Raw genomic sequence first — 11,875 nt, 5'->3', positions numbered from 1 at the left:
CTGTTTTAATCATATAGATTCATTTTCGGGCGAGGTGAAAAATTCGTCGATTTTGTCGGAAAGTAGTAATGGAATAGCTCCTTTTATAACAGAAATGTCCCAGTCCCACCATGCAAGATTCTCTAGTTTGTCAATTGTTTCTTGCGGGAAACGATATCGAATAAATTTTGCTGGATTACCAGCCACAATTGCATATGGAGGGACGTCTTTTGTAACAACACTTTTTGCACCAATAATGGCACCGTTACCAATTGTAACACCAGATAAAATGCAGGATTGATAACCAATCCATACATCATTGCCAACTACGATATCACCTTTTGAAGAAGGGTGACCAGTAATATGTGCTCCTTCATCAAAAAGTGCATTAAATGGATAAGTTGTTATCCAGTCTGCGCGATGTTCACCGCCAAGTATGAAAACGACTTCTTCTGCTAATGAACAAAACTTACCTATTTTCAATTTTGTTTCATCGTTCCAAGAAAAAATGGTTGGCCCTACTTTACTATAAGTATAATCACCAATATCATATTTATTATATTCAGGTTTTTGATTTAAATATAACATGCTTCTTCAGCCTCCTTTCTCAATTAAGTGATACGTATGGAATATTATATGCAAGATGTAGTAATGTGAACTGTATTAATAGGTGAAATGAACAAAAGGGAGTGGGATGTATGCGATACGAAATGGGTTTATATAATAAACCGTTTCAGTCAATTCGATCAGGGAAAAAAGTATATGAAGTACGCCTATACGATAAAAAACGTCAACTAATAAACAAAGACGATGAAATCATATTTACGAATCTTAAGACAACAGAAATGATGACGGTAAAAGTAACGGAAATAAAGCGATACGAGAGCTTTAAAGCTATATATGAACAAATCGATAAAAAATTATTGGATTGTGAAAATGATAGTTTAGAGGAAATGTTAGAAAGTACATACAAAATATATACGAAAGAACAAGAAAAAGAGTGGGGAACAGTTGCGATTCGTATTGAGGTAATAAAATGATAAGAAATCGCGGAGCCGCTATCATTGTACAGGAAGGAAAAATCGCTCTTATAAAACGTATTCGAGAAGAGGAAAGATATTATGTTTTTCCTGGCGGAGGGATTGAGGAAGGTGAAACGCCTGAAGAGGCAACGAAAAGAGAGGTATACGAAGAATTAGGGGTACATATACAAGTGGAGCACCTTATTGCAAAGGTAAAATATAAAGGAAATGAATATTATTATGCTGCCTATATTACAGGCGGAGTGTTCGGAAGCGGAACAGCTGAGGAATTTCAGCTGGAAGGTAGGGGGAATTATATTCCGTTATGGCTACCGATAAACGAGTTGGAAAAGTGAATATAAAACCTTATGAAGTGGTCAGAAATATATTTAATCATTATAAAATATAACGTCTGACAACATACAAAAAAAACCATTGACATAGTCTTCTGATTTAAGTATTGTATTCGAGTATGTTTATAATCAGGAGGTTTATATGAGCAATCAAACTACTACACATCATGTGAAAATGACAACAGCGGATCCATCTGGAATTGGTCTATTTGGATTAGCGATGGTAACACTTGTAGCATCATCTCAAAAGTTAGGCTTAACAGATGGCGTTTCACTTGTATTACCGTGGGCAATCTTTTTAGGAGGATTTGCACAAATCTTTGCTTGCATTCATGATGCAAAGCATAACAATACATTCGGTACAACAGCATTCGGTGCGTACGGTCTATTTTGGCTAGGTGTTGGAATGACTTGGTTAATTCAACTTGGAGTATTTGGCGAAAAATTAGCACAAGCTGCAGATTCAAAACAGCTTGGTGTAGCCTTTATCGGATATTTGATTTTCACAATCTTTATGACAATTGGTGCAATGGAAACACATAAAGTATTATTTATGATTTTCGTCCTTATTGATTTCTTATTTATCGGTCTTTCATTAAGTACTTTAGGTGTTATGCCGCATGCAATGCATAATTTAGCAGCATATTCTGAACTTCTTATTTCATTATTATCTTTCTACGGTTCAGCTGCAGCAGTGTTAAATACACACTTCGGAAAAGTTGTTTTACCAGTAGGAAAGCCTTTTGGTATTTTTAAAAAATAATAAAAAAGCACAGATGATTGTATAGTCATCTGTGCTTTTTTATTTATTCCGCTCTTTGTGGGTTGTCTGAAAAAGCCTGATTGGTGAGGACTCATTAAACTTTCACTTTATCCCGCTATTTGCCGGGTAGTAAGCCCCCCGCCTCAAAATTCAGCGGAAACAAAGAAGTTAGGTGGGGGATGAATACCCTCACTGATTAAAGTTTCACCTTATTTGAAATAAGTAATGTGAAATGTAAATAAAAGTAGAAAAAATCAATTGAAATTGATTATCATTATTAATATAATGAGAATGAGAATCATTTATTGTTAGAGGGGGATGCCAAAGTGGCAAAAATTTTAATAGCTTATGCAAGTATGTCAGGAAATACAGAGAGTATTGCTGATTTAATTAAAGTTAGTTTAGATGCTTTTGATCATGAAGTAGTATTGCAAGAAATGGAAGGCATGGACGCTGAAGAATTATTAGCTTATGATGGAATCATTTTAGGATCTTATACGTGGGGCGATGGTGAATTACCATTTGAAGCGGAAGATTTTCATGATGACTTAGAAAATATAGATTTAGCTGGGAAAAAGGTAGCGGTATTCGGATCGGGTGATACAGCGTATGAACTGTTTTGTGAAGCGGTAACGATATTTGAAGAACGTCTTGTGGAACGCGGTGCAGAGCTTGTACAAGAAGGGCTGAAAATTGAATTAGCTCCAGAAGATGAAGAGGATGTTGAAAAATGCAGTAATTTTGCAATTGCATTTGCTGAGAAGTTCTAAGAATGGGAGTGTCAACGTGGAGACAATGTTAAGTGCAACTGCTATTACAAAGTTAAGAGATGGAAAACTGCTGTTAGCTACTACATATAATGGCTTATTTGTTGAACAAGACGGAGAATGGAAACGAATTTTAAATGGTTTTCAAAAACGAATTAGGGATTTACATAGCGAAGATAATGTAGTTTATGGTGTAGGTGACGAAGGGATTTTTATTCGCAGTATGAATGGTGGAGAGAACTGGACAATTCAGCGTTTTCCAACAAAAGCAACGAGTTGGAATGTATGTAGCAATGTACAAGGAACTGTTGTTGCTCATGGAGAAAAAACGCTGTATCTTTCTAATAATTTCGGTTTGACATGGGAAACTATTCATCCGTTTCTTGAGTATGGCAGTGCGGCACCGTCTATTCGATCATTATTTTTATATAAACATTACTTATTTATTGGTACGAAAATACATGCTAAATATGGTGGTGTTTGGCTCTTTGATTTGAAGACACGTAAATTAAAGAGGATTAAAATTGCGATGAATCAAATGATCTCCGCGTTGACTTTACACAATTCTTATTTAGTAGCGGCAAGTGGATCGTGCAAGGGAGTTAGCGGAAATATTTCTTATTGTAAAATAGATGAAAGTATTGCAAGTGAAAAAATATATTGGCATACATGTCAAAGTGAGCAGAAAGCAAGTAGTTATTTAGACTTAAGTGTAGATCAACATGTTTTATATACAACTTCAACGCAAAATAAGGCGGGGATTAGTAGTGTGTGCCGTGTGCTTCTTGAAGAAGGTATTGTTACAGTATGTGATTCAGTTAAAGGGCACGGATGGCGCATTGTTAATCAAAAAGATGGTTATGTAGTAGCCGGATCAGGTGAATTAAAAGCAATGCAGTGGGAACAAAAAATAATTTAAGAAAAAAACTTTACTTTTATTATATTGATATGATATAGTATATTTAAACCATTTTACTTTTAATAATATAGAGATTTAAATGAGCTGTAACTTCCGAGGAGGATAGCAATGTTAAATCTCCTCAGGGGTTGCAGTTTTTTAATATCTGGCTTATTATTGTAAGGTGGTTGAAAATGAATATGTACATATAGGTACATTGTAGGAGGATTTTTTTCATGCAAAACGGTAAAGTAAAATGGTTTAACTCAGAAAAAGGTTTCGGTTTCATCGAAGTTGAAGGCGGAGAAGACGTATTCGTTCATTTCTCAGCTATCCAAGGCGAAGGCTTCAAAACTTTAGAAGAAGGTCAAGAAGTTACTTTCGAAGTAGAACAAGGTAACCGTGGACCTCAAGCTACTAACGTAAACAAGAAGTAATTTTTGAAAAAAGAAGGGCTCGCCCTTCTTTTTTTTGCATTTTTATAGATGTCCTCCTACTTACATATCATAACAAGACTGAATTTTCATTTATTTATTCGGAGTATTTTTGTATAAAGTACATGAATAAATAAATACTGAAAATAAAGTGTTTGTGTGAAAAGGAATTTAGAAAGAGGTAAATAAATTGAAAAACGCTACACATTTCATTGTGTTTGATATTGAAAGGAATTTCAGACCGTATAAATCAGAAGATCCATCAGAAATAGTTGATATCGGAGCTGTAAAAATAGAAATAGGTACAATGAAGATAATTGAAGAATTTTCGGAGTTAGTAAAACCAAGTGCACGATTAACTCGTCATACAACAAAATTAACCGGTATTACGAAAAAAGATTTAATGGGTGTAGAAAAATTCCCTCAAATTATAGAGAAATTTATTCAGTTCATCGGCGAAGGTTCTATATTTGTTTCATGGGGAAAAGAAGATTATCGCTTTCTATCTCATGATTGTACATTATATGGTGTTGAATGCCCAAGTATAGAAAAAGAAAATAGAATTGATTTGCAAAAATTTGTTTTCCAAGCATATGAGGAATTGTTTGAACATACGCCAAGTTTACACTTTGCGGTAGAACAGCTCGCTTTAACGTGGGAAGGAAAACAGCACCGTGCTTTAGCAGATGCTGAAAATACAGCAAATATACTTCTTAAAGTATATAGCGAGAGAGATATTAATAAGCGATACAAAAGACATGGTGAACTTGAACTTGTAAAAAACGGAAAACTAACAGAAAAAGCGAAAAAAAAGATGCGAAAATGGGTATTTAAAGAACTAAAGAAAAATACAGAACGCCCTTTTGAATGGAGTACATTTGAAAGTAGTGACACGTGGGAAAGTATAACGGAAAGATATTATATAAGTGAAAATACAGTAGAACTCCTGAAAAAACATTTTCGTACAGCAGTGAGAAAAGCGGAACGGCAGATTAGGTATTTGGCTGAGATGGAGGAGAATACAGAGGTTAAATGAATTTCTCCTCCGCCTCTAACTACATACATGTAATAACAGCGTATTGATATTAAATAGGCATCAACTTGTTGTTGTGATTGTGCATTATAATTGCTTTGGGAGTGTTAAGACGTAATAAGAGCTTTAAACCGTATTAATAAAATAAATATATATATAAAGAAAAGAGTGTAGTTTAATGGAAACAATCTTTAACATTTTAACTGTTTTAGTTTTTGGGATAATATTTACCACACAATTAGCATTAACTACACTTTCTTTTATAGTAAAGAAGAATTGGAAAAAACTTAATATCTCTTTAAGTTGTGGTGTATTAAAGTTTAAAATAGAAGAGTAAGATTGAGCTTTGTACAAGGGAGGTGTGATAGTGGTAGACTTGGATATTAAAGATGTCACAGTAAAGATGGAATTAAACGGTGTCTTTTGGAATGAGGATCGGATTGCTGAAATGAAGGTGACTACAAAAGAAGAGCATTCTGTTATTCTTCGTCTAGTAGTTGATTTAGAAAGTAAAACTATTAGGGCGACGAGTGCGGAAATAGTGAATGGATTCTGCCCTCTGTGCAAACAGAAAAGGGACGAATGTAGTGAACTTAATGACTTGCAAAACAAAATGGAAATTTTAGAAGAAGCCTACGATTGGGTGAGAGAACATCCGGAATATCGTTTTCAATTATCTTTTTACGAGTACAATAAATTTGAGGTAGTAAAGTGAAATTTGCATCTTAACAACTTATAGAAGGACTTGGTCAAATAGAAATATTGAAGTAGATATTTCTAATGGAAATAAGCTTGTATAACAAGGAAGGGATGTATTTGATTCTGCAACAAATGTCATCTTGCATCAAAAAAATTTGAAAATAAACATGTTTTATTATAAAGCAGAAAAATCGATTCTTAGTAGAATCGGTTTTTAATATAAACAAAAGAGCGCTTATTATAAGCGCCCAGTAACAACAGTTATATGGAAGTATTTATCCCGTAAAAGCCCGATTGGTGAGGGTTAATAATTAGTGGGGGATGAACAAAACCCCACTGATTAAAGTTTCACTTTATTCAATACCGCTCGGATCAAACGAATACTGCTGCTTATTCTCAATCCGCTCAATCACATCTTGCAGCTCATCTGGCTTCAGAAACTCAATAGGAGAGAAGCCTTTTTCAAATGTAAGTGTGTCTGCTTCAATCATAAGTACATATCGATCATTTACCTTCGCAATATGTATTTGATCCCCGAAATCAGCAAGCAGGGCCTTCACAGAGATATGATCTGCTTTTAGTTTTAATTCGACTTCAGGAGCATGCTCGACGATTTGAGCAGTTGCTTCCATTACTTCTTCGGTTGAAAATTGTTCCATAATTTCGCGTTTCGGACTGGCAGCCCATACTTCCATCGCTTGGTCGAATTGTTCGCGTTCTTCCGTACCTTCTTCAAATACATCTTCAATTTGGTCGTATACCATGTCCATTACTTGTGTTTTCATAATTTCAGGCATAGAGCGTTCGTATTCGACGAATTTTAAGAAGTCTTCAAAGTAGCGGGCATGTGATGCTTGGTGTATTTTTAGTTCGCCTACTTCAACCATACCTTCTTCAGGCATGTACGGATATTGGATAGATTTCATATTCTTTGTTGTGATGGCCATTTCAACGTTACGAATCAGTGTTGATTCATCAGAAATAGAAGCAACCTTTGGTTCAAAGTCGCATTTCATTACGAATACGAATGGATCATCAAAGTATTTGCGTAGTTTTGCCTGAGCAATTAAAAATACACCACCACGTACAGCGCTTGTGTCAAGATATGTATAAACGAGAGGTTCGCTCATATCTTTAAAATTGTCCTTTGTTTCTGCAAAGCGAATACGATTAAAAAGGTTGTAATGAGGGTTTGAATCAAGTTCGTGCCCTTCTTCTACAATAAAGCGACCAATTTTTGTTGGGGCTTGTTCTGTTTTTGCATGACGTTCTACTTTTCGCTTCGATATTTTTAATAACTCACCATTCAAAAATTCTTTTAAGGAACTATCTTCATATTCTTCAGCGTCTAAAGTTTGAAAATGTTTGTAGCGTTTATCAACTGCTTCACCTTTTCCTTCTACTTGTACAACATAAAAGGAAAGATAATTTATTTCAAAATCCATATTTATCACCTTGTTTCATTTCATTAACTCTTATCAGTATAGAGATGGAAAAAACTTTCGTCAATTTATATAAGGAAGGGGAAGCCCCTTCCTTTATATAATCTTTATTTTCTCGATTAAAATCCGTCTTCTAATGCTGCGAATGGAATGTTTAGTCTGTTTTCTACTGTGCGTAAACGTTGGTTTAAGCGGTTTAGTCTACGTGTATGGCGCTCAACTGTATTTTCTAGTTGACGAACTCTTTGTTCAAGCTCATTTACGCGTCTTTCTAATTGACGATTTCCAGTGCCAGGAAAAGAGATTGGAAGTTGGAATTGTCTATTTTGGTCATATGGATTCGTGTGCTCTGCTTGATCTATATAAGATTGATATTGTGTTTGTAAGTCATACTGTGGTTGTTGGTACGCATATTGATTATATGGATCATATGGATTGTAGGGATACATAATAACATCCTCCATTTCTTTAAAATAGGTTGAATTCACCATAATGTATGTGCAAAAGCGGAGTGGTGGCACGGCAAATACCTATTTATGTTGACGGGATTTCTCTTTATCCCGCTATTTGCTGGGCAATAAGACCCCCATGTCAAAATTCAGCAGAAACAAAGAAGGTCGGGATGCCCGTAAAACCCCCACTGATTACAGTTTCACTTTATAAAAAATAGCTTGAGGGTTTTTGATTTGTATTTCTTTTGCTTAATGGTATATACTGGATAAAAGAGAGAGTTTACATAAAAGTTACAATTCTATCAAACTCAAACTTTTATGTAAATATGTATAGACATTTATAAAAGAAAAGAGTAATTTATATAGAGTGAAAAATAACTTGTAACATTTTATAAACATATTGTAAAATGATTGTAACAAAACATACATAAAAATGAAATAAATACATAATAGTGATGTTGGGGAAAGGGAGAGAGTATATTGTTCCGTAAAGTAAAGGGTATATTGGTTGGGGTGTTATGTGTAGCTATAATGAGTGGCTGTGGTGCAAAAGTAAGTGATGTTGCATTGGTAAGTGATATTGGTGGGCATACTGTAGAGGCTAAAGCAGAAGTGCAGGATACTATTAGTTTAGTTGATGGTCGAACTGGTACTGAAGTGAAAAAATTAGATTTATCTAGTTTAGGCTATTTTGAAGATGAAGCGAAATTTAAAAAGTCTGTAACAAAGGTTGTTGGTGAGGTTGGAAAAAGCGTCGACAAAAAAATGGTTCCTTCACGTATAGCACCTGATGGAAGTTGGCAAGAAGGAAAACCTTCTTATGAATTAATGGAAAAAGAATTAGTAGATAAATTGTTAAATGTTGGTATGTGGGATGCTACGTATCAGTTGCCGATCGTGGAGAAAAAACCAGTCGCAACATTAAGTGATGCGCAAGGAAATGGTACGGTAATTGGTAGATATGAAACGAACTTAGGTGGTTCAACAGGTGGCCGTATTGAGAATATTCGTTTGTCAGCAGCGAGCATAAATGGAGTTGTGTTAGCAAAAGGAGACCGTTTCTCTTTTAATTCATTAATCGGTGATACAACACCAGATAAAGGATATCAATTAGGGAAAGAAATAGTTGATGGTAAATTAGTAGATGGATATGGCGGTGGTGTTTGTCAAACATCTTCAACTTTATACAATGCAGCAGATCAAGCTGGTCTGAAAATGGTGGAGAGAACTACACATTCTAAAACGGTAGGTTATGTTCCACAAGGAAGAGATGCTACAATTGCATATCCATACTTAGATTTAGTATTTGAAAATACGAATGATGCACCTGTGAAGCTTTATATGGGCATTCAGGGTGGAAAGCTAGTTGCTGAAGTACATAAAATGAGATAAGAGTTAAAAAGCCATCTTTTCTAAAAGTTAGAAAAGATGGCTTTTTATTATGAAAATAAAAATGTATGTGAATTCTGACTTTTCTTATTTACATAGGATGATTTTAGTTGTATCCTTCATAGTAACGGTTATATGTAATGGGAAAATATAGGGATAAGGAGATGAAGTTATTCATGGTAAAAATTCATCCGAAAACACGTATTGGTCATGTTGAATTTAAAGTGAAAGATTTAGAGCGTCAAATTGCTTTTTATGAGAATGTTGTAGGATTAGAGGTAATTAAGCGAGAGGGGAATAAAGCATATTTATCTGGAAAAGGTGGAAAGAACGCGTTACTTGTTCTTGAAAGGTTAGAGGACGGGGTACTGCAAGAACCGCGTACGACTGGTATATATCATGTAGCCTTTTTAGTTCCGACTCGTGAAGCTTTTGCTTCTGCGCTATTTGGGGTTCTTCGTAATAAGAATGTAATTGACAGCCCGGATGAGCAAGAAGGGCGTTATACATATTCAAATGAAATTTTACCAATTTCAAGGTTTAATAGTGCAAGTGATCATACATATAGCGAAGCTTTTTATTTGCAAGATTTAGAGGGGAATGGTATTGAAATTTATGCAGACCGTCCGCGTGATCAATGGGGAGAAGGGCCAGGAGGAAGTACACCACTTGATTTAAAAGAATTGGCAACACTCGTTGATTATGAGTTTGATGGTTTGCCTGCTAATACTGTCGTTGGGCACGTACATTTACGAATAGCTGATGTAGAGAAATCACATGAATTTTATGTGGAAACAGTAGGTTTTGAAGTACAACAGCGTGAAGAGGATTGCTTATTTATTTCAGCAGGGGGATATCATCACCATATTGGTGCAAATACGTGGAACGGAGTAAACAATCCACACCCACCAGTACATGCAACTGGGCTAAAGGTGTATACGATTGTACTACCGTATAAAGAAGCGTTAGATGAAGTGAAAGAAAGATTAATAGAAAAACAACATGAAATAAATGAAACTACAAATGGGTTTGTGGTGGTAGATCCAAGTGGTATTACAGTGCAGTTTGAAATAGAAGCAGTGTAAAATAAGCGAGAAAGTGTATAATCACTTTCTCGCTTATTTGTGATCATTCATAGCTCAATCCAATATCTTCTTACTACATTCCCATCTTCCTCAGTGAAATCATCATCACGAAGCCCGCCGTTATGTAAAATCGTTTTTTCAGAAGCGGTATTCACTGCGTCGCAAACGACAAGTACTTTCGTGATGTCTAATTCCTTCGTTTTTTCTAATGATAATGCTAGTAACTTCGTAGCATAACCTTTTCTTCTTTCAGAAGGGCGAATGCCATAACCAATATGACCGCCAGCGTTAAATAAATGTTCGGTTAAACTATGACGTATATTAACAGCTCCCACAATTTTATTTTCATCTGTAACAAGCCAATATGTAGAGTCTGGTACCCAAGTTTCAGGGATATTTATTCCGTTATGCGCATCGAGAAGTTCTTGAACCATAGCTGGGAAGTTGGCAGGATTTTTTGAGATAACCCACGGGATCATTGTTTCACCGCTATCTTTCCATTCGTTATAGAAATCTAAGTATTCTTCTTGTAAATCAGTAGTAGGTGTAAGTAACGAGACGTTCATTGTTAGTAAGCTCCTTTATTTATGTATTTTTTATAAAAAATTATGAAACAAAATGAAAGCGTTTTCTGGAATTTCTCAACCTAATTTCATGCAATCCACCTTTGGTTTTTTAGAAAATTAGTGAAGGTTTAAAATCAGGAGTTATTTATTTTATGTTAATATTTAAAATATTAACATAAAACAGTCGGAGTATTAAGTGTATTTTAGTGGTATTCTTTCATGGTGATAAATGGATGTTTGTGATAATTTTTGTTTTATCTATCTATAATGAATGAAAGGGGGAAGTGCCCGTGAGTGTAGATTTTGATTTTATTATACGAATCGGTGTTGCTGGCTTGTTAGGAGCAATGATTGGTATTGAAAGAGAAATTCGATCGAAAGAAGCTGGATTAAAGACTCATTTCCTCGTAGCGGTAGGAAGTGCGTTAATAATGGTTGTTTCGAAATATGCCTTTTCAGATATTGTGTATGAAGAGCATACGTCTCTAGACCCAAGTCGGATTGCAGCACAAGTCGTTAGTGGAGTTGGTTTTTTAGGTGCAGGCACAATTATTATTCAAAAGCAGGCGGTGAAAGGATTAACGACCGCGGCTGGTTTATGGGCTACTGCCGGTATAGGATTAGCAATTGGAGCGGGAATGTATGTAGTAGGCATTGGAGCGACGATTCTCGTTTTAATTGGTTTAGAAATTGTAAGTCGTATTTTTAAGGTGCAATTTCTATTTCCACAAAATATAACAGTGCAAATGTTTGTAAATAAACATGAAGCGATACAACAAATATTAGAAACACTACAAGTGAAAGGCATCCCAATACTCTCATATGAGGTGGAAGCTTCACAGCAAGGTACAGAAACTGTTTATAAGGTAGGAATGCAGCTGAAAAATATATCGTCAGAAGAAAAGAATGAGTTTATTCAGCATATGCAAACATTACCGGAAGTTACGTTTATAAAGTTAAAATCATAGTGTTGAAAACGAGGATAGATGTAGC

Annotated in this window: 14 protein-coding genes and 1 pseudogene; 11 read left to right on the top strand and 4 right to left on the bottom strand. The window is 35.2% G+C overall.

The features are described 5' to 3' along the window. Positions 1 to 9: 9 nt before the first annotated feature. Entirely contained in the window at positions 10 to 567 is a 558-nt protein-coding gene (locus ACTL4X_RS18040) for a CatB-related O-acetyltransferase (protein ID WP_000966303.1), read from the bottom strand. A gap of 110 nt (positions 568 to 677) precedes the next feature. Between ACTL4X_RS18040 and ACTL4X_RS18035 the strand changes: the two genes are divergently transcribed. From ACTL4X_RS18035 to ACTL4X_RS18000, 8 genes and pseudogenes are all read left to right on the top strand, one after another. Next, a complete protein-coding gene (locus tag ACTL4X_RS18035; RefSeq protein ID WP_441394935.1) occupies positions 678 to 1,019 on the top strand; it encodes an ASCH domain-containing protein in 342 nt (113 codons plus the stop codon). Further along, positions 1,016 to 1,410 (top strand): annotated as a pseudogene (locus ACTL4X_RS18030) (NUDIX hydrolase). Before ACTL4X_RS18035 ends, ACTL4X_RS18030 begins: the two are co-directional and overlap by 4 nt. A gap of 86 nt (positions 1,411 to 1,496) precedes the next feature. Beyond that, the gene (locus ACTL4X_RS18025) at positions 1,497 to 2,117 is read left to right on the top strand and encodes an acetate uptake transporter (protein ID WP_000070938.1); all 621 of its coding nucleotides are present in this window, start codon (positions 1,497 to 1,499) and stop codon (positions 2,115 to 2,117) included. Between the two features lie 326 nt (positions 2,118 to 2,443). Next, the gene (locus ACTL4X_RS18020) at positions 2,444 to 2,887 is read left to right on the top strand and encodes a flavodoxin (RefSeq protein ID WP_001062752.1); all 444 of its coding nucleotides are present in this window, start codon (positions 2,444 to 2,446) and stop codon (positions 2,885 to 2,887) included. Between the two features lie 16 nt (positions 2,888 to 2,903). After that, positions 2,904 to 3,803: a WD40/YVTN/BNR-like repeat-containing protein gene (locus ACTL4X_RS18015; protein ID WP_000449496.1), complete on the top strand. Its 900-nt coding sequence runs from the start codon at positions 2,904 to 2,906 to the stop codon at positions 3,801 to 3,803. Positions 3,804 to 4,018: 215 nt separating this feature from the next. Beyond that, positions 4,019 to 4,219 carry a cold shock-like protein CspB gene (gene cspB, locus ACTL4X_RS18010; protein WP_001179150.1) on the top strand — a complete coding sequence of 67 codons (201 nt, stop codon included), beginning with the start codon at positions 4,019 to 4,021 and terminating at the stop codon, positions 4,217 to 4,219. Between the two features lie 187 nt (positions 4,220 to 4,406). Next, the gene (locus tag ACTL4X_RS18005) at positions 4,407 to 5,252 is read left to right on the top strand and encodes an exonuclease (RefSeq protein ID WP_000786414.1); all 846 of its coding nucleotides are present in this window, start codon (positions 4,407 to 4,409) and stop codon (positions 5,250 to 5,252) included. 364 nt (positions 5,253 to 5,616) lie between these two features. Beyond that, on the top strand, positions 5,617 to 5,964 hold the full coding sequence (locus tag ACTL4X_RS18000) for a hypothetical protein (RefSeq protein WP_000227983.1): 348 nt from the start codon (positions 5,617 to 5,619) through the stop codon (positions 5,962 to 5,964). A 337-nt stretch (positions 5,965 to 6,301) separates the two neighbouring features. On the opposite strand, the gene ACTL4X_RS17995 is transcribed toward ACTL4X_RS18000, so the two are convergent. Continuing rightward, entirely contained in the window at positions 6,302 to 7,393 is a 1,092-nt protein-coding gene (locus tag ACTL4X_RS17995; RefSeq protein ID WP_000345034.1) for a DUF3900 domain-containing protein, read from the bottom strand. Positions 7,394 to 7,509: 116 nt separating this feature from the next. Then, positions 7,510 to 7,839: a hypothetical protein gene (locus ACTL4X_RS17990; RefSeq protein WP_000283715.1), complete on the bottom strand. Its 330-nt coding sequence runs from the start codon at positions 7,837 to 7,839 to the stop codon at positions 7,510 to 7,512. A gap of 483 nt (positions 7,840 to 8,322) precedes the next feature. Between ACTL4X_RS17990 and ACTL4X_RS17985 the strand changes: the two genes are divergently transcribed. Both ACTL4X_RS17985 and ACTL4X_RS17980 read left to right on the top strand, forming a co-directional pair. Continuing rightward, positions 8,323 to 9,234, top strand: a complete 912-nt coding sequence (locus tag ACTL4X_RS17985) for a VanW family protein (RefSeq protein ID WP_000488973.1) — start codon at positions 8,323 to 8,325, stop codon at positions 9,232 to 9,234. 137 nt (positions 9,235 to 9,371) lie between these two features. Then, positions 9,372 to 10,316 (top strand): VOC family protein, encoded by a 945-nt coding sequence (locus ACTL4X_RS17980; protein ID WP_121868208.1) that lies wholly within the window; start codon positions 9,372 to 9,374, stop codon positions 10,314 to 10,316. Between the two features lie 47 nt (positions 10,317 to 10,363). Here the strand turns inward: ACTL4X_RS17980 and ACTL4X_RS17975 are convergent, their stop codons facing one another. Beyond that, positions 10,364 to 10,882, bottom strand: a complete 519-nt coding sequence (locus ACTL4X_RS17975; RefSeq protein ID WP_001103118.1) for a GNAT family N-acetyltransferase — start codon at positions 10,880 to 10,882, stop codon at positions 10,364 to 10,366. Between the two features lie 290 nt (positions 10,883 to 11,172). Here ACTL4X_RS17975 and ACTL4X_RS17970 point away from each other — a divergent pair, with 290 nt between their 5' ends. Next, on the top strand, positions 11,173 to 11,850 hold the full coding sequence (locus tag ACTL4X_RS17970) for an MgtC/SapB family protein (RefSeq protein ID WP_000109728.1): 678 nt from the start codon (positions 11,173 to 11,175) through the stop codon (positions 11,848 to 11,850). The last annotated feature ends 25 nt before the right edge of the window (positions 11,851 to 11,875 follow it).

The sequence above is a fragment of the Bacillus sp. RE35 genome, assembly GCF_052146655.1.
Lineage (GTDB): Bacteria > Bacillota > Bacilli > Bacillales > Bacillaceae_G > Bacillus_A > Bacillus_A cereus.
Note: the sequence above shows the minus strand (reverse complement) of the source record. Positions and strands in the feature narration are given on the sequence as shown.